Origin of the sequence: Polaribacter sargassicola (assembly GCF_021991835.1) — a bacterium.
Lineage (GTDB): Bacteria > Bacteroidota > Bacteroidia > Flavobacteriales > Flavobacteriaceae > Polaribacter > Polaribacter sargassicola.
On the sequence record NZ_JAHDAU010000005.1, the window covers coordinates 76,261 to 95,383 of the forward strand.

General features: G+C 26.8%; 18 protein-coding genes. 5 read left to right on the forward strand and 13 right to left on the reverse strand.

Annotation, left to right across the window (positions count from 1 at the left end; all coding sequences use genetic code 11):
* Positions 1-10: 10 nt before the first annotated feature.
* The gene (locus KI686_RS09480) at positions 11-1,243 is read left to right on the forward strand and encodes a GAF domain-containing sensor histidine kinase (protein WP_237589045.1); all 1,233 of its coding nucleotides are present in this window, start codon (positions 11-13) and stop codon (positions 1,241-1,243) included.
* Here KI686_RS09480 and lptB read toward each other — a convergent pair.
* From lptB to KI686_RS09500, 4 genes are all read right to left on the reverse strand, one after another.
* Positions 1,240-1,977, reverse strand: coding sequence for an LPS export ABC transporter ATP-binding protein (gene lptB / locus KI686_RS09485; RefSeq protein WP_237589046.1), 738 nt, complete (start codon positions 1,975-1,977; stop codon positions 1,240-1,242). The two genes, KI686_RS09480 and lptB, sit on opposite strands and share 4 nt — an antisense overlap.
* A 133-nt stretch (positions 1,978-2,110) precedes the next feature.
* Positions 2,111-2,455: a carboxymuconolactone decarboxylase family protein gene (locus tag KI686_RS09490; protein WP_237589047.1), complete on the reverse strand. Its 345-nt coding sequence runs from the start codon at positions 2,453-2,455 to the stop codon at positions 2,111-2,113.
* Positions 2,448-3,257, reverse strand: a complete 810-nt coding sequence (gene tatC / locus KI686_RS09495; protein ID WP_237589048.1) for a twin-arginine translocase subunit TatC — start codon at positions 3,255-3,257, stop codon at positions 2,448-2,450. Before tatC ends, KI686_RS09490 begins: the two co-directional genes overlap by 8 nt.
* Positions 3,257-4,225, reverse strand: coding sequence for a KpsF/GutQ family sugar-phosphate isomerase (locus KI686_RS09500; protein ID WP_237589049.1), 969 nt, complete (start codon positions 4,223-4,225; stop codon positions 3,257-3,259). The genes tatC and KI686_RS09500 overlap by 1 nt, the downstream gene beginning before the upstream one ends.
* 140 nt (positions 4,226-4,365) lie before the next feature.
* On the opposite strand from KI686_RS09500, the gene KI686_RS09505 reads away from it, so the two are divergent.
* Complete coding sequence (locus tag KI686_RS09505; RefSeq protein ID WP_237589050.1) at positions 4,366-6,549, forward strand: ATP-dependent DNA helicase RecQ; 2,184 nt, start codon at positions 4,366-4,368, stop codon at positions 6,547-6,549.
* Positions 6,550-6,625: 76 nt separating this feature from the next.
* Here KI686_RS09505 and KI686_RS09510 read toward each other — a convergent pair whose 3' ends face one another.
* The 7 genes from KI686_RS09510 to KI686_RS09540 all read right to left on the reverse strand — a co-directional run bounded on the left by KI686_RS09510 (position 6,626) and on the right by KI686_RS09540 (position 13,289).
* Entirely contained in the window at positions 6,626-7,267 is a 642-nt protein-coding gene (locus KI686_RS09510) for a response regulator (RefSeq protein ID WP_237589051.1), read from the reverse strand.
* Positions 7,268-7,283: 16 nt separating this feature from the next.
* Positions 7,284-8,843, reverse strand: a complete 1,560-nt coding sequence (locus KI686_RS09515) for a tetratricopeptide repeat-containing sensor histidine kinase (protein ID WP_237589052.1) — start codon at positions 8,841-8,843, stop codon at positions 7,284-7,286.
* A 132-nt stretch (positions 8,844-8,975) separates the two neighbouring features.
* Positions 8,976-9,446 (reverse strand): hypothetical protein, encoded by a 471-nt coding sequence (locus tag KI686_RS09520; RefSeq protein WP_237589053.1) that lies wholly within the window; start codon positions 9,444-9,446, stop codon positions 8,976-8,978.
* Positions 9,447-9,605: 159 nt separating this feature from the next.
* Positions 9,606-11,297 (reverse strand): sensor histidine kinase, encoded by a 1,692-nt coding sequence (locus tag KI686_RS09525; RefSeq protein ID WP_237589054.1) that lies wholly within the window; start codon positions 11,295-11,297, stop codon positions 9,606-9,608.
* Between the two features lies 1 nt (position 11,298).
* Positions 11,299-11,778, reverse strand: coding sequence for a hypothetical protein (locus KI686_RS09530; protein WP_237589055.1), 480 nt, complete (start codon positions 11,776-11,778; stop codon positions 11,299-11,301).
* A 111-nt stretch (positions 11,779-11,889) separates the two neighbouring features.
* Positions 11,890-12,567 (reverse strand): ZIP family metal transporter, encoded by a 678-nt coding sequence (locus tag KI686_RS09535; protein WP_237589056.1) that lies wholly within the window; start codon positions 12,565-12,567, stop codon positions 11,890-11,892.
* A complete protein-coding gene (locus KI686_RS09540; RefSeq protein ID WP_237589057.1) occupies positions 12,564-13,289 on the reverse strand; it encodes a class I SAM-dependent DNA methyltransferase in 726 nt (241 codons plus the stop codon). Before KI686_RS09540 ends, KI686_RS09535 begins: the two co-directional genes overlap by 4 nt.
* 110 nt (positions 13,290-13,399) lie before the next feature.
* On the opposite strand from KI686_RS09540, the gene KI686_RS09545 reads away from it, so the two are divergent.
* The 3 genes from KI686_RS09545 to KI686_RS09555 all read left to right on the forward strand — a co-directional run bounded on the left by KI686_RS09545 (position 13,400) and on the right by KI686_RS09555 (position 16,760).
* Complete coding sequence (locus KI686_RS09545) at positions 13,400-14,581, forward strand: THUMP domain-containing class I SAM-dependent RNA methyltransferase (protein ID WP_237589058.1); 1,182 nt, start codon at positions 13,400-13,402, stop codon at positions 14,579-14,581.
* A 179-nt stretch (positions 14,582-14,760) separates the two neighbouring features.
* The gene (locus KI686_RS09550) at positions 14,761-15,231 is read left to right on the forward strand and encodes a nuclear transport factor 2 family protein (RefSeq protein ID WP_237589059.1); all 471 of its coding nucleotides are present in this window, start codon (positions 14,761-14,763) and stop codon (positions 15,229-15,231) included.
* Between the two features lie 215 nt (positions 15,232-15,446).
* Positions 15,447-16,760 carry a sugar MFS transporter gene (locus tag KI686_RS09555; protein WP_237589060.1) on the forward strand — a complete coding sequence of 438 codons (1,314 nt, stop codon included), beginning with the start codon at positions 15,447-15,449 and terminating at the stop codon, positions 16,758-16,760.
* Position 16,761: 1 nt separating this feature from the next.
* Here the strand turns inward: KI686_RS09555 and KI686_RS09560 are convergent, their stop codons facing one another.
* On the reverse strand, positions 16,762-17,091 hold the full coding sequence (locus KI686_RS09560; protein WP_237589061.1) for a DMT family transporter: 330 nt from the start codon (positions 17,089-17,091) through the stop codon (positions 16,762-16,764).
* A 91-nt stretch (positions 17,092-17,182) separates the two neighbouring features.
* Positions 17,183-19,072, reverse strand: coding sequence for a membrane protein insertase YidC (yidC, locus tag KI686_RS09565; RefSeq protein WP_237589062.1), 1,890 nt, complete (start codon positions 19,070-19,072; stop codon positions 17,183-17,185).
* Between the last annotated feature and the right edge of the window lie 51 nt (positions 19,073-19,123).

Genomic DNA, 19,123 nt, shown 5'->3' on the forward strand with positions numbered 1-19,123 from the left:
GCTATATTTTATGGAGACCCCTCGAATTCCCGAAAATGAAAATATAAGATTAGAAGTTTTAAAAAATTATAGCATTTTAGATTCTTTACCAGAAAAAGAATATGATGCAATTACAAAAATTGCTTCTAGTATATGTAATACATCTATAGCACTTGTTTCTATAGTTGATAAAGATAGGCAATGGTTTAAATCTACATTTGGTATAGAAGCTACAGAAACACCAAGAGAAATTTCTTTTTGTGCACACAGTATATTAAATCCGGATGAGTTATTTGTTGTTAATGATGCCACAAAAGATGAACGATTTTTTGATAATCCTTTAACAGTAAATGCACCTAATGTAATTTTTTATGCCGGAGCTCCTTTAAACTCATCAGAAGGATATCCTTTAGGTACTTTATGTGTTATTGATAATAAACCACACGAGCTAAATGAAAACCAAAGAGAGGCTCTTTTATTATTATCTAAACAGGTAGTAGCTCTTTTAGAACTTAGAAAAAAGAATAAAGAACTAGAAGCATCAAAAAATAAAGTAGTAAAGCTAAATGAGCAATTAAATAACTTTGCCAATAGATTAACACACGATTTAAAATCGCCAATTAATGGTATAAGTTTTTTGTTAGATGTTTTAAAACAAGACTATACTTCTATTTTTGAAAACACCGAAGCAGAAGAATACCTTACATTAATTGCAGATAGAATTGTATATGTTGATAGCTTAATTACTGAGATATTAAACTACTCTAAAGTTACAAGTGAAAATATTGTATACGAAAATGTAAATCTAAAAGAATTATTAGATAAGATTGTAAATAATATAGATTTTGAAAATAAGATTCTTTTAGATACTACTGATTTAAATTTTGAAATTATTTGTTCTAAAATCGGATTAGTACAAGTTTTTCAAAACTTGATTTCTAATTCAAGAAAATTTTATGATGAAGATAAATCAGAAATTACTGTAAGTTTTAAAGAAGATCAAGATTATTATTACTTTACTTATGAAGATAATGGCCCAGGTATTGAAGAAAAATACTGGACTAAGGTATTTGATATGTTTGAAACATTAGGGACAAAAAATAACAATAGTACAGGTATAGGGCTAGCTACCGTAAAGTCTATTATAAAAAGACTTGGTGGTAAAATAGAATTAAAGAAAAGAGATGATAATAAAAAAGGAGTTTGTTTCTATTTTTATATATCAAAAAAAGAAAATCATTTATTAGAAGAAATTAAAGATTAAGAAAATTTTCTCTTTTTTAATTCAAAATCTTTACCAAGATATACTTTTCTTACCATTTCATCAGCAGCTAAATCTTCTGGTGTTCCACTTTTTAGTATACTTCCTTGGTACATTAAATACGTTTTATCTGTAATAGCCAAGGTTGCTTGTACATCATGATCGGTAATTAATATTCCTATATTTCTATCTTTTAAATGGGCAACAATACTTTGTATATCTTCTACAGCAATAGGGTCTACACCCGCAAAAGGTTCATCTAATAAAATAAATTTAGGGTCAGAGGCCAAACAACGTGCAATTTCTGTTCTTCTTCTTTCTCCTCCAGAAAGTAAATCTCCTCTATTTTTTCGAACATGACCAATATTAAATTCTTCAATTAGAGATTCTAACTTTAATTTTTGTTCTTTTTTAGATAACCCAGTAAATTGTAAAACAGACATTATATTATCTTCTACAGATAATTTTCTAAAAACAGATGCTTCTTGCGCTAAATAACCAATCCCTTTTTGAGCTCTTTTGTACATTGCATCTTCAGTAATTTCTTCATCATCTAAAAAGATTTTACCAAAGTTAGGTTTAACCATTCCTACAATCATATAAAAAGAAGTTGTTTTACCAGCTCCGTTAGGTCCTAAAAGTCCAATAATTTCACCTTGTTGAACTTCTAAAGAAATCCCTGTAACAACTTTTCTACTTCCGTAGATTTTTTCTATATTCTCTGCTCTTAAAATCATATTTTATTTAAATATGTATAATTGTTTAATTGATAAAATGCATTATTGTAGGTTGAGTAAAAGTAATAAATTATGTTTTTTTTAATCTTAATAGATTCTTAACATTCATTTTTTATTACGTTTTAATTATTATTTACTCTGTTTCTAATGCTTCCCAATATTCTACGGCTCTTCTTAAGTGAGGTATTACAATTGTACCACCTACTAAAGTTGCAATAGACATTGTTTCCATCATTTCTTCTTTAGTAACCCCACTTTTCATTGCAGCTTCTAAATGGTATTGTACACAATCATCGCATCTTAAAACAGCAGAGGCTACTAAACCTAAAAGCTCTTTTGTTTTAACAGGTAAGTGACCTTCTTTAAAAGTGTTTGTATCTAAATTAAAAATTCTTTTTATTACTTTATTATCAGAATTTAAAATTTTACCATTCATTTTTTCACGGTAATCATTAAATTCTTTTACTTTTTTATGCATCTTTCTGTTCTTTTTTAATTACAAATTTAGAAACCTTTATACTTATCTCATACAATATAAGAATAGGAATTGCTACAATAACTTGGCTAGCAATATCTGGTGGTGTTATAATAGCAGCAAGAATTAATACAACTACTAAAGCATGTTTTCTGTATTTTTTTAAAAATTCTGGAGTAACTAAACCTATTTTAGTTAAAAAATAAATTAAAACAGGTAATTCAAATAATATAGATATACCCAATAACATATTGGTAACAAGACCTATATGAGAATCCATTGTAAAGTTATTTTGGATTAAATCTGTAATTTGATAGTTGTATAAAAAATGTATAGATATAGGTGCTATTACATAAAAACTAAAGGCAATTCCTATAAAAAAAAGTAGCGATGCAATAAATATAAAACCTTTAGATTTACTGGCTTCTTTTTTTGTTAAACCTGGTGCTATAAAACGCCAAGCTTCCCATAAGATATATGGAAAAGATAAAATTATACCTAAAATTAATGAAGACCAAATAGCGTTCATTAACTGTTGAGTTGGTTTTAAACTAATTAAATTATCTTTAAAACTAACATTACAAAAATCACTATCTACTCCTAAAAAAGTAAAAAAATCACAGAATAATTGATAGGTAATAAAATCTGGTTTTCTATGTGCTAATAAAAAACTTTCATAAACTTGTTTTTGAAATATAAAAAGTACTACTCCAATAATAAAAATTGCAGTTACGCTTCTTACAAGGTGCCATCTTAATTCTTCTAAATGACCTAAAAAGGACATTTCTTTTTGTTGTTCTGCCATTAGAAAATTCCTTCTTTAATTAAATCATGTAAATGTACAATACCAATGTAATTGTCTTTTTTATCTAATACTAACATTTGAGAAATGCTATTATCTTCCATAATATGCAATGCATCAATAGCCATAGCGTTTTCTAAAATTGTTTTTGGTGTTTTACCCATTATATCTTTTGCTGTAAATTTAGAAATCTCTGTGGTTTTAGAAAGCATTCTTCTAATATCACCATCAGTTATAATACCTGTTAAATTATTGTTATTTAATACAGCAGTAACACCTAATCTTTTTTCAGAAATTTCAACAATTACTTTAGCAATGCTGTCTGTTTCTTCTACTTTAGGTATTTCATTCTTTTTTATAAGATCAGAAACTCTTAAATATAAACGTTTTCCTAGTGCTCCTCCAGGATGATATTTTGCAAAATCTCTGCTAGTAAAACCTCTTAAGTTTAACAAACAAATAGCTAATGCATCTCCTAAAACCAACTGAGCGGTAGTACTTGTTGTAGGGGCTAAATTATTAGGACAAGCTTCTTTTTCTACAAATGCATTTAGAGTAAAGTCTGCATGTTTTCCTAAATAAGAATCTACATTGCTTGTAATAGCTACTATTTTATTGCCGTAATTTTTAATAAACGGAACTAAAACTTTAATTTCTGGTGTATTACCACTTTTAGACAAACATATAACAACATCATCTTTTTGTACGTTACCTAAATCTCCATGTATAGCGTCTGCTGCGTGCATAAAAATAGCAGGTGTACCTGTAGAATTTAACGTTGCTACAATTTTAGTGGCAATATTTGCACTTTTACCAATACCTGTTACAATAACTCTTCCGTTAGAATTTAAAATAAATTTAACGGCTTCTTCAAAATTTACATCAATTAAATTAGCTAAATTAGCAATGGCATTGCTTTCTGTTAATATAGTTTCTTTAGCAGTTTTAATAATTGTATTTATATTTTTCAATAGTTTTGCGTTTTATCAGTAAAAAAAAAAGTTATATCTTTAGATTAAGAAATGGGCAAATTTACTATAAAAAACAGTTAGTGCAAATATTAATAGTATGTTTGTGTATTGATTTTAAGGTTAAATAAATATTTAAGTAAATGGATTTATATACTCCTCTAAAAAAATTCTTTGGTTTTAATAAGTTTAAAGGGTTGCAAGAGCAAGTAATTAAAAGTATTGTAGAGAATAATAATACTTTTGTAATAATGCCAACAGGTGGTGGTAAATCACTTTGTTATCAGTTGCCTGCCTTAATGGCAGAAGGAACTGCAATAGTAGTTTCTCCATTAATTGCCTTGATGAAAAATCAAGTAGATGCTATTAGAGGTATTTCTGAAAATAATGGTGTAGCTCATGTTTTAAACTCATCATTAAATAAAACAGAAGTAGCTCAAGTTAAAGAAGATATTACTAACGGAATTACTAAATTATTATATGTTGCCCCAGAATCTTTGATTAAAGAAGAATATGTGGCTTTTTTAAGAACTCAAAAAATTTCTTTTGTAGCTATTGATGAAGCACATTGTATTTCTGAGTGGGGACATGATTTTAGACCAGAGTACAGAAATTTAAAGCACATTATTAAAGCTATAGATAATGTGCCTGTTATTTGTTTAACGGCTACAGCCACAGAAAAAGTACAAGAAGATATTTTAAAAACTTTAGGCATTACAGATGCAAACAGATTTAAAGCTTCTTTTAATAGAGCTAACTTGTTTTATGAAGTTAGGCCAAAAACTAAAGAAGTAGAAAAAGATATTATTCGTTTTGTAAAACAAAGACCAGGTAAATCTGGTATTATTTATTGCTTAAGTAGAAAAAAGGTAGAAGAGATCGCACAAATTTTACAAGTAAACGGTATTAAAGCAGTTCCTTATCATGCTGGTTTAGATGCTAAAACACGTGTAAAACATCAAGATATGTTTTTGATGGAAGAATGTGATGTTGTTGTTGCAACTATTGCTTTTGGTATGGGAATAGACAAACCAGATGTGCGTTTTGTAATTCATCATGATATTCCAAAAAGTCTAGAAAGTTATTATCAAGAAACAGGTAGGGCAGGTAGAGATGATGGAGAAGGATATTGTTTAGCTTTTTATGCATATAAAGACATAGAAAAGTTAGAAAAATTTATGGCAAGTAAGCCTATTGCAGAACAAGAAATTGGCCATGCATTACTACAAGAAGTTGTTGGTTATGCAGAAACATCTATGAACAGGCGTAAATATTTATTACATTATTTTGGAGAAGAGTTTGATGAAGTGAATGGGGAAGGAGCTGATATGGATGACAATTCTAGAAACCCAAAGAAAAAGCATGAAGCTAAAGAAGATGTAGTAACTTTATTAAAAGTAATAAAAGAATCTTTACAAAAATATAAAGCCAAAGAGATTGTTAATACTTTAATTGGTAAAGAAAATGCACTTTTAACATCGCATAAAACTCATTTACAACCATTTTTTGGCAGTGGAAAAGATAAACCTTCACTTTATTGGATGGCTTTGATAAGACAGGTTTTGGTAATTAATTTGATTAAAAAAGAGATAGAACAATACGGAGTTATAAAATTAACAGAAGAAGGAGAAGAATTTATTAAAAAACCAACTTCTTTTATGATGACGGAAGATCATACGTATGATGAAGAGCATGATAACGCAATAATTACGAATTCTAAATCTTCTGGTAACTCTACAGATGAAAAGCTAATAAAGTTATTAAAAGATTTACGTAAAAAAGTTGCTACAAAACAAGGCGTTCCTCCATTTGCAGTTTTTCAAGATCCATCTTTAGATGATATGGCTTTAAAATACCCAATTACTTTAGCAGAATTATCTACAGTACATGGTGTTGGAGAAGGTAAAGCAAGAAAATTTGGTAAAGAATTTGTAAAGTTAATTGCTACTTATGTAGAAGAAAACGATATTTTAAGACCAGATGATTTAATAGTAAAAAGTACAGGTACAAATTCTGGATTAAAACTTTTTATTATTCAAAATACAGATAAGAAGTTGCCTTTAGAAGACATTGCAAAGTCAAAAGGACTTGAAATGAGTGAGTTAATAAAAGCAATGGAAGGAATTATTTTCTCTGGTACTAAGTTAAATATTGATTATTCTTTAGATGATTTATTAGATGAAGATCAGCAAGAAGAAATTCATGATTATTTTATGGAAGCAGATACAGATAATATACAAGAAGCTTTAAACGAGTTTGATGGTGATTATGATGAAGAAGAATTACGTTTAATGCGTATTAAATTTATAAACGAAGTAGCTAATTAAGTTTTAAATAAAATAAATTTTAAAAAAGAGGTTTGATAATTTAATTATCTAAATCTCTTTTTTTTTTTGAAAAAAATTAAAATTTATATTTCATATCAATAGCATATTTTAACAATTCGCTACCAGAAGATAAATTAAGTTTTTTTATCATATTTTTTCTATGAGTATCTACAGTTGTCTTGGCAATAAATAATTTTTCAGCAATTTCTTTAGAAGTTTTTCCGTTTGCAATTAAATTTAAAATTTCTTTTTCTCTATTTGATAAGGTTATTTTTTCTGATGTTCCGATGGTAACATTATCATCTATATAATTATTCATAAAATTAAAAGCAACATTAGGATCAAAAAAAGTTTCTCCTTTGGCAACAGAAATAATTGCTTTTGATAACATTTTAATCCCCGAGTTTTTTAAAATATAACCGGTAGCTCCTGCATCTATCATTTGTTTTATGGCATCTGGCTGATCAAACATTGTCATCGCTAAAACATTTGTGTTTGGGTTATTTTGTTTGATTATTTTGGTAGCTTCAATACCATCCATTTTAGGCATCCTAATATCTGTAATAACTAATTTAGGTTGTTTTAATTTAACAGCATTTACAAGGGCTTCTCCGTCATTTACAGAATCAATAATATTGATATTATCATCAAGTTCAAAAAAAGATTTTACTCCGTCTATTAATATTTGATGATCTTCTGCTATTATAATTGTAATCATATTTTATTTTTTTAAGTTAATCAACCGGAATATCAATAATGACAGAGCTTCCTTTTCCTATAGTAGAATCAATTTCAAATGTTCCGTTAAGATGTTTAATTCTTGTTTTTATAGAGCTAATTCCCATTCCATTTTTTAAATTTACGTTATTAATATCAAACCCTTTTCCATTATCTTCTATAATAATATTTAGATTCTGGTCGTAAAAAGATAAATTTATGGTTGCATTTTTAGCATCTGCATGTTTTATGATATTGGTTGTTAATTCTTGAACAATTCTAAAAATACCAATTTCTAAACTATTTTCTAAGCGTTTATTTAACCCAAAATCTACAACATCAATTTTTATTTTATCTGCAGATGATATTTTTTCAGCCATCATTTTTATTGCAACTAGCAGTCCTTGGTTTGCAATAACACCTGCATTTTTAGCATGTGCAATACTGCGTACTTTTAAATAAGCTTCATCAATTAAACCTTCTGTTTTGTTAAATAAAGTTTCTTGATCTATTTTTTTCTTTGTGTGATTTATTTTTAAATTATCAAAATGTAATTTTAAAGTAGCTAAGATAGAACCCAAATTGTCATGTAAATCTTCTGCAATTTGTTTACGTTCTTTCTCTTGACCATTAATTATTGCATTAATGGTTGTTAACTCTTGTTCTTTTAAAAGAGTTAGGTTTTTTTGCTTTTCTAGTTCTTTTTGTTGTTCTGCAACTTTTCTTTTCTTATTAGAGTTTTTTATCAATAATGTGCCTATTACACTAATTAAAATAAGTGATAATAATGTAGCTATTAAAAAGTTTTGGCTTTTTTTCTTATCAATTTCTAATTGAAGGTTTAATTTATCCTTTTTTTCAGTTTCGTATTTTATATTTAAATCTGAAATTGCAATATTTTGTGCAGTAATATTTAAACTATCTTTTATAATATCATATTTTTCGTAATACTCGTAGGCTTTTTTGTAATTTCCAGTTTCTTTATAACAATCAGCAAATTTTTTATATAGTATTTTGTTATATTTTTGTTGGTAATCTGCAATTTTTATTTTTTCTGCTTTTTCTAGCAATAATATTGCCTGTTTAAATTTTTTTTGACTTTGAAAAAAATTACAATAGTTTATGTAGGTATCTAATAATTGTTTTTTATCGAGCTTATCAATTGATTTGAGGGTTTTATCAAAATAATATTTAGCTGAATCTTTTTGATTTAAGGAATAAAGATGTGCTAAGTTAGAGTAAATAGTCGATCTATATTTTTGTAGTTCTTTTTTTTGTGTAATTAAAATAGATTTATCGTAAAATTTCCTGCTTTTATATGGATGTTTAGAATCCCAAAAATAAGCAGCATAAGCATTATTAGATATCAATAGCATTAAAGAATCTCTTTTTTCTTTTGCGTATTCTGTATAATTATCTAAAAATAGTATAGGGTTTTCATTTAAGTTGTTCTGAGATTGGATTAAATAAAATAAGTTGATATTACATTTTGCTAAACTATCTTTATTGTTAAGACTTAGATATAAATTTCTAGATGTTATATAATTTTCATAGGCATCAAACGTTCTATTATTCACTTCAAATTTTTGGGCTTTTTTAAAATAGAAATAGGCTGAGTCTAATCTTGATTTTTGTGCATAAGAAAAACTACAAATTAAATAAAAGATAATTTGTAGTTTTAATATTTTATGTTCTTTGTAAAGCTTCAATTATGGGTTTCTGGATATTACACCACCACCAGCTTCTGTAGGCATAACACCTTTAAATGAAGGAGAAAAGTGACCTTCTTTTAAAGAGGGATTATAATTTTTCTTATCATTAAATATTGTAATATTAATGTTATCAGTTATACTAATATCAAATTGATTATCAGTGTTATGAATAATATCATCAAAATGAAAACTAGTTTCCGCAATGTAATTTTTGTTTTGTGGTTTTGCTTGGTCTTCAGTATTATCAGATATAAATATTGTAACAGATGGTTTACCGTCTTTGATTGTGTTTTCAATTGAAAATATATGATAATTTGTATTTGGTAAAGTAGTTCTTATTGTAAAAACACCTAGTTTTGAGTGAAAAAAACTATGTTTATGGTTTTCATCTGCGATGTCTAAATTTTCTTTTTTTTCTAGAATAGCCAATTCACTTTTAGAAGGTTTTCTATAACTAAATTTTTTCATTGTTTTTTATTTATACTCAAAGAACCAAAATTAATACGAATTTTCATATACCTATATATAGGTATATTGATAGCTCTAAAAATAAATAAAAAAATTATAAAGTAAAGATAGTAAGTAAAATACCTAAAAGAATGGCAATAAATTTTTGTAAATTAAAAGTTATTTAATGGGAATATCAATAATAACAGAGCTTCCTTTCCCTATAGTAGAATCAATTTCAAATGTTCCGTTAAGATGTTCAATTCTTGTTTTTATAGAGCTAATTCCCATTCCATTTTTTAAATTTACGTTATTAATATCAAACCCTTTTCCATTATCTTCTATAATAATATTTAGATTCTGGTCGTAAAAAGATAAATTTATGGTTGCATTTTTAGCATCTGCATGTTTTATGATATTGGTTGTTAATTCTTGAACAATTCTAAAAACACCAATTTCTAAACTATTTTCTAAGCGTTTATTTAACCCAAAATCTACAACATCAATTTTTATTTTATCTGCAGATGATATTTTTTCAGCCATCATTTTTATTGCAACTAGCAGTCCTTGGTTTGCAATAACACCAGCATTTTTAGCATGTGCAATACTGCGTACTTTTAAATAAGCTTCATTAATTAAACCTTCTGTTTTGTTAAATAAAATTTCTTGATCTATTTTTTTCTTTGTGTGATTTATTTTTAAATTATCAAAATGTAATTTTAAGGTAGCTAAGATAGAACCCAAATTGTCATGTAAATCTTCTGCAATTTGTTTACGTTCTTTTTCTTGACCATTAATTATTGCATTAATGGTTGTTAATTCTTGTTCTTTTAAAAGTGTTAGATTTTTTTGCTTTTCTAGTTCTTTTTGTTGTTCTGCAACTTTTCTTTTCTTGTTAGAGTTTTTTATAAATAATGTACCTATTACACTAATTAAAATAAGTGTTAATAATGTAGCTATTAAAAAGTTTTGGCTTTTTTCTTTATCAATTTCTAATTGAAGGTTTAATTTATCCTTTTTTTCAGTTTCGTATTTTATATTTAAATCTGAAATTGCAATATTTTGTGCAGTAATATTTATACTATCTTTTACCAAGTTATATTTTTCAAAATATTGATAAGCTTCTTTATAGTTTTTTGAAAGTTTGTAATAATTAGCTAAATTTCTATATATAATTTTATTAAATTTTAAGTGAAAAGCATCAATTTCTATTTTTTCAGCTAGTTTTAATTGATTTATAGCTTCTATATATTTTTCTTGATTTTTTAGATGTATTGCATAGTTGATATAGGTACCTAAAAGTTGAGTTTTATTTAATTGATCAGAATTTTTAAGTGTTTTTTCGTAGTAATAATTAGCAGAATCTGGTTTAGATTTAGTGTATAAGTATGCTAAATTTGCATAAATAGTAACTTTATACTTTTTTAATTCGCTTTTATTAGTTAATCTTAGAGATTCTTTATAGTGATTTCTAGACCTCTCAATAGAATCTGAATTCCAAAAATAACTAGCATAACTATTACTTGCTTTTAAAAGCATTAAAGTATCATTTTTTTTTAAACCATAGTTGTAGTAATCATCTAAATAGAATTTAGCATCTTTATCTAAATTTTTTTGAGAATCTAATAAATTAAACAATTCTAAATTACATTTAGAAATACTGTCATATTCAAATAGTGTTTCATAGATTCTTTTTGCCTTTAAATAGTCTCTATAAGCTTCACTAAGTTTATTATTTTTTTCAAATTTTTGTGCGTTTGCAAAATAAAAATAAGCAGAGTCTAATTTTGAGGTCTGAGAATATGAAATGCAAGAAATTAAGAAGATTAAAATTTTTATTTTTTGTGATTTTAAAAAAATATATTTTAACATTCTATGGTCCTTCAATAATTACTCCACCACCATTTCCTTCTTTGGGTCTTAACATAGATTTTTCTGTATTAGTAGAACATAAAGAATCTTCTGGGAATGACTTACTATTGTCATTGTATATAAAAATAGTTAGTTTTTCTAAAAGCGTAATATCTATTTCACCTATTACATTTTTAATTTCTGAAGCAGCTATGTCTAAAGAAATAATTCTCTTTTTGGGTTTTTTTCTTTCCTCATTATCATCAATTGAAATATGAATCACTAAAATTTTACCAATTAATAAGTCATAAAAATAATATCCATTTATTTCTGTCTTATCCTTTTCTGCTACAGGAAAAATGATATGAATAGATTTATCTTTAATGTTAATATAACTATCATATTGTATGACATCTAGATTCTTATGATATTGATCTTTTTCTCTTATGTTAATATCTCGTTCATCTTTTGGTTTAAAAGGGATAAAATCTATTTCTTTCATTTAGGGTTGATTTAAAGGTTATTTTACTATTTTCAAATATCTAAAATTTGTACTAAGCATCATATACCTATAAATAGGGATATTAATTGCATTAAAAATAAATAAAAAAAATTATAAAGTAAAGATAGTAAGTAAAATACCTAAAAGAATGGCAATAAATTTTTGTAAATTAAATTTATGATTTTCAGATCCTTCAAATAAAATGATGGTAGAAATATGTAAGAAAACACCAATTATTAAAGCTGTTATTTCGGTTTCGTAAGTAGAAAAAAAGATAATTTTATCGCCTAATAAAAAACCTAAAGGACTCATTAAAGCAAAAGCAGATAAAGAAAGGAAAGTAGTTTTTTTAGAATACTCGGTATTAATTAAAAATGTAGTTAAAACAACAGCAATAGGTATTTTATGTACAATAATTGCCCAAAGTAAATTGTTGTCTGAATGATGTATTGGCAAACCTTCAGAAAATGCATGCAAACATAAACTAACAAACAATAAAGTAGGAAATTTTTTTCCGTTAGAATGTATGTGAATGTGACCATGTTCTGCGCCTTTAGAAAAAGATTCTAAAACAGACTGAATTAAAAGCCCAACTAAAATAAATATACCAATTTTTTTATACTCATTAGTTTCTGTGTAAACTTCTGGCAATAAATGTAAAATAGTTACAGACAATAAATAAGCACCACTAAAAGCCAATAATAAGCGGATTATTTTATTGGTAGGTTTTAAAATAAAAACTAAGATTGCACCAACAAAAACAGCAGCAATTAAAAGAAAGTAACTCATTTTGCAACTAAAATTAATCTATTAGAAGTTTCTATATTAAAGTCAGTTAGGTTGTAATCGCCAAAAATATTGGTAATTGTAAAACCTACTTTATCAAAATAAGTTTTCATTTTATCAATATCTAAATATTTTACTCTTTCTGTATAAGAATGTTTTTCTCCATCAGCAAAAAACGAGATGTTTTTAAGGATAAAACCATTTGTAATTTCTCTTGTAATATAAAAAGTAATATCGTCTACAATTTTTGTTTCTTTAGCAACTAAATTTGCTTTTACATAAGCAGCATTTAAAAAATCGAACACAAAAACACCCTCTTTTTTCAATCCATTTTTTATATTCTGTAAGATTAAAATATCTTCTTTATCTTCATCAAAATAACCAAAGCTTGTAAACAAATTAAAAACAGCATTGTATTGATTATTAAAAGGTTTACGCATGTCGTGCACTCTAAATTTTAGAGAGTCATTTTCAAATTTTTGGGCATTTTTTATACTATTTTCAGCTAAATCTCCACCAGTAACAGTATAACCTAAAGAATTTAAAAAAACAGAATGACGGCCCTTTCCACAAGGTAAATCTAAAATATGAGTAGATTTAGGTAAATTTAAAAAAGCAGTTATATTTTTCATAAATAACTGTGCTTCTTCATCATTTCTGTCTTTGTATAAAATATGATAATAAGGTGTGTTAAACCAATCTGTAAACCAATCTTTTTTCTTCATATGGCAAATAAGTCTACAAAAGTAACTAAATCTTACTTCAGAAAAAATGAATTTCGTAATTAGTATATTTCCTATTTATAAATAGTATTTTTGCAGTCAATTTTATAAGTATGAATAGAGATTTTAAAATGACGGCAACAACACTTTTTGGTTTAGAAGGTGTTTTAGCAGAAGAATTAAGAAAATTAGGTGCCCAAGATATAAAAGAAGGTATTAGAAGTGTTTCTTTTAGAGGAGATAAAGGCTTTATGTATAAAGCAAATATTGCCTTAAGAACTGCTGTTAGAATTTTAAAACCTATTAAAGTTTGTAAAGTTTATGATGAAGAAGATTTGTATGAGGCAATACAGAAAATTAAATGGGAAAACTATTTAGATGCAGAAGGTACTTTTGCAATTGGTGCAGTTGTAAACTCTAAGAATTTTACTTCTAATTCTCACTATATTTCGTTAAAATCTAAAGATGCTGTGGCAGATTATTTTCGCCATAAATACCATAAAAGACCTAATGTAGATTTAAAATATCCAGATGTTAAAATACATGTTCACATTCATAAAGAATGGTTAACAATTTCTTTAGATTCTTCTGGTGATTCTTTGCATAAAAGAGGTTATAGAACAGCAACCAACATCGCACCAATTAACGAGGTTTTAGCTGCAGGAATGGTTTTATTATCTGGTTACACAGGTGATGAAAATTTTATAGATCCAATGTGTGGTTCAGGTACTATTTTAATAGAAGCAGCAATGATTGCCAATAATATTCCGGCAAATATTAACAGAAAACTTTTTGCTTTTGAGCATTGGAAGGATTATGATGAAGACTTATATTTTACAATACAAGACGCTTTATTAAGTAAAATTAAAAGTTCGCATTTTAAAATTATGGGGTTTGATAAAGCACCATCTGCTGTACAAAAAGCTAAAGACAATATAGAAAGTGCCAATTTAGATGAGTTTATTGGTGTACATCACGTAAACTTTTTTAACTCTACAAAAGAAGTTTTTGGTAACACTACAATTTTATTTAATCCGCCTTACGGAGAGCGTTTAAACATAGATACAGAAGAGTTTTACAAAAAAATTGGCGATACACTAAAGCATAATTATCCAGGTTCTACAGCTTGGTTAATTACATCAGACGTACAAGCTTTAAAGTGTGTAGGTTTGCGTACCTCTAAAAGAATTGCGCTTAAAAACGGAGATTTAGACTGTAAATTTGTTAAGTACGAGTTGTACGAAGGAACACGTAAGTTTAAAAACCGTAAAGAAATCACAGATTCTGAAGATTAATTTTTTTTAGAAGCTATTTCCTGCTTTCCGTTATATCTTTTTGTGAAAAACAAAAAGGATGTCACTACAATCAGGGCTAAACTTGTTTGCAAGTTAAAGTCTGTTTTTAAAGTTATTTTAAAATTTAAGGTAAAATTTTGTAAAATTGACTAAATTGCACGGTTAAAAATTAGAATATTATGACTAATTGTGAATTGTTAAAAAAGTTTTACACAGCATTTTCTAATGGAAATTCTTTAGAAATGGTAGAATGTTATCATGAAGATATAGTATTTAAAGATCCCGTTTTTGGAGAATTAAAAGGAGAAAAAGCCATTAATATGTGGAAAATGTTGTTGTCTAATAGAAATGAAACAACAGAAATATTTTTTAAAAGTGTAAAAGCAAATCAAGAAGAAGGATCAGCTATTTGGATAGCCAAATATCTTTATGGAGAAAACAAACGCAAAGTAACTAATATTGTTGATGCTAGTTTTAAATTTAAAGATGGTAAAATTATAGAACACATAGATTCTTTTAGTGTTTGGACATGGTCTAGACAAGCTCTTGGTTTTACAGGTTTTTTATTAGGTTGGTCAGATTTTATGAAAAATAAAATTCAAAAAACAACAAATAAAAAATTAGAAGATTTTATGAGTAAAAGCAACTAATCTAAAATAGTAGACTTTTTATATTTTAAACTTCATTCTTAATAGCATTTTATATTTTAAATGTTAACATAAAAATATAATAATGTACCTTTTTTTATCACTTTAATAACTGTGTTGTTATTTAATTTTATTATCGTAAATTTATGGCTTTTTGAAAAAGAAATTCATAAATTAAGAAAGCGTTATTAATTAAATTATTTTAGTAAAACATCATTATGTCTAAAAACAAGTCTTATAAAAGTGCATTTATATTTTTAACTACATTATTTTTTCTTTGGGGATTTATAACCGTTTTAGTAGATAGTTTAGTACCAAGATTAAAAGATGTTTTTGAAATGTCTTACGCAAAAACAGTTTTGGTTCAGTTTGCTTTTTTTGTGGCATTTTTTGTTTTTTCTTTACCATCTGGTTTTATTTTGTCTAAAATAGGTTACAAAAAAGGAATTGTTTTAGGCTTATTAACCATGGCTTTAGGTTGTTTGTTATTTTATCCAGCGGCAGCTTTTAGATCGTTTCCAGTGTTTTTAATTGGTTATTTTACACTTGCTGGTGGAATTACTGTTTTACAAGTAGCAGCAAACCCTTATGTAGCATTATTAGGTAGTGAAGAAGGAGCAAGTAGTCGTTTAAATTTATCGCAAGCATTTAATGCTTTAGGTACTACTATTGCGCCTGTTGTGGGTGCGTTATTTTTGCTAAGTGACTCTGTAAAAACATCAGAAGAAATTGCTTTATTAAGTGAAATAGAAAGAAAAGATTATTACATATCAGAAGCATCTACAGTACAAATACCTTTTTTATTTATCGCAATTTCTATAGCTGTTTTAGCCTTCATCTTTGCTTTTATAAAATTACCATCTGTAATGCAAGAAAGCCCAAGAGGAGGATATTTAACATTACTAAAAAACAAATTAATGTTAATGGGTGCATTGGGTATTTTTGTTTATGTAGGTGCAGAAGTTACTATAGGTAGCTTTTTGGTAAATTATTTTTCTGATATGAAATTGGCTCCAATTATTTTAGAAAGTACAACAATGATGAATATTGCTAATACAATTGCAAGTACATTTAATAAAACTTTTTCTGGTTCAGACCCAAAATCTTTATTAGGTATTTTTGTTATTTTTTATTGGGGTGGTGCAATGATAGGTCGTTTTATTGGTGCTTATTTAACAAAAGTTTTAGCACCAGCTAAAGTGTTAAGTATTTTTGCTTTTTTGGCTATTTCTATGATTCTAATATCAATTAATACAACAGGTTTAATTTCTATGTGGTCTATTTTGTCTGTTGGTTTGTTTAACTCTATTATGTTTCCTACAATTTTTTCACTAAGCTTAGAAGGTTTAGGAGATTTAAAGGCACAAGCTTCTGGTTTGTTATGTATGGCAATTGTTGGTGGAGCTGTTATTCCATTTATTTTTGGAGGTTTAATAGATAGTTTTGGATTTAAAATAGCATTTATTTTGGCTATTTTATGTTATGGATATATTTTGTTTTTTGGAAGATTTAAAACAAAAAGTAACATTTAGTTTATTGGTGAGAAACAATTTTTAAGCCAATTATTGATGCAATTAAAGTTGTTAAAAAAAACAATCGCCATAAAGTTGCAGGTTCTTTAAAAACAAATATTCCAACCAAAACAGTTCCTACAGCTCCAATACCTGTCCAAACTGCGTAAGCAGTTCCAATAGGTAATTCTTGTGTTACTTTTACTAAAAGTATCATACTAATACTTAAACAAATTAAGAAACCTACGTACCAATAAGTTGCAGTTATTCCTGTAGCATCTTTTGCTTTACCTAAACATGCAGCAAATGCAACTTCAAAAAGACCAGCTATTATTAAAAGAATCCAATTCATTTTTTTAATTGTAATTTAAAGATTTTAGATTTCATAAAAAAACCGAAACTATAATTAAGTTTCGGTTTTATATTTATTTATAAAGCGTTATTTATTTTTTCTTTTTTTGTTTTTGCTGAATAGCTTGTTGTTCTTGAGCTTGTTTCATTGCATCGTCTATACGCTGTCTAAACTTGCTCTTTTTCTTTTCTGGTTTCTTTTTGTTTTCTTCTATTTTTGCATGAATTTTTTCTTCATCAATAACAAAATTCTTAATAACCAACATAATTGCAATAGTAAGTAAGTTAGATATAAAGTAGTATAAACTTAAAGAACTTGCGTAGTTGTTAAAGAAAAATAACATCATAATAGGAGAGAAGTATATCATATACTTCATCATTTTGCTCATATCAGGCATACCTTCTTGTGTAGGTGCTTGCATATTTGCTTGTTGACTTTGATTCATTTTCATGTAAAAGAAAATTGCAACAGAAGCTAAAATAGGAAATAAACTTACATGATCTCCGTAAAAAGGAATGCTAAAAGGAAGTTTAAAAACCGTATCATAAGAAGATAAATCATTTGCCCATAAAAAGCTTTCTTGTCTTAAAGATAAATTTGTTGGAAAAAACTTAAATAAGGCAAAGAAAACAGGCATTTGTAATAAAGCTGGTATACAACCAGATAACATGCTGACACCGGCTTTACGTTGTATTGCCATTGTTTCTTGCTGACGTTTCATTGCATTTTCTTTACCAGGGTATTTTTCATTTAATGCATTTAATTCTGGTCTAATTACCTTCATTTTTGCACTAGATAGATAAGATTTATACACCAGAGGAGACATTAATATTCTAACAACTATTGTCATTAAAATGATAATTAATCCATAGTTAGATAAAAATCCTTTTAATAAATTAAATACAGGATAAAAAACAGTTCTGTTTAAGAAACCAAAAATTCCCCAACCTAAATCTGCAGTTTGGTCTAAATCTGTATCTTCATAAGTTTTTAATAAGTTATAATCACTTGGTCCGTAAAACCATTTCATATTATAATTCAATTCTCCGGCAGTTAAAGCTAAAGGAGTTTGCAATTCGTAGCGTTTAGTAAAAACAGTATCAATTTCTTCGTTTTTTACTAAGTCTGTAGAAGTTATAGTTGCATTATTAAAAGGGGTATCAGACAACAAATTAGATGTAAAAAAGTGCTGTTTATATGCTACCCAGTTTAAATCATTTAAAACTTCACTTTTATTAGGACTTAAATCATCTACGTCATCTTCTGATTTGTAGTAAAGTTTAGAATACATAGTGTTTTCTGTTTTTAAACTTTTTTCATGTCTGTATCCATTTAAAGACCAATTTAAATTAATTGGAGTAGAAGAGTTGATAACATTACTTAAACCTTGAGAACGAACAGCAAAATCAACCATATAATCATTTGGTTTTATTTCGTATCTATATTCTAAGAATTGAGTTTCAGAAACTTTTAACTTCATAGAAACAATTGTATTGTTTCCGTTTTTTGTTATTGATGGAGTAAAAAATAAATCTTTAGTGTTTAAAGTTCTATTGTCTGTAGTACCAAAATTAATATTAAAAGAAGCATTTTTGTCCTTTATCATATATAATGGTAAAGAATCGTATGTTTTATAATTTTTAATTTGAGCTTCAGTAATTTGTCCTCCTTTATTGTTAATAGTTAATTTAACAACTTCATTTTCTAAAACCGAAGTCCCTTCAGAACCATTAATTGCACTAAGAGCAAAAGCGCCTAATTTAGTTTTAGCTGCAATTTGTTTTAAAGAATCATTCTCAAAAGTGTTATTTTCTGTTAAAACGTTTTTATTAGTAGTAGAATCATTATTAACTACTTGTTCTGTATTAGTAGAAGTGTTAGTAGTTTCATCTGGTTTTTGAGTATTAATCCAGTATAATAAAATACCTCCTAATAAAACCATTCCTATAAAAGAATTGACATCGAATTTTTTTTGTTCCATATGTTATTTAAAATGTCATTTTGTCACTAGAGCAAATAATATATTTGATAA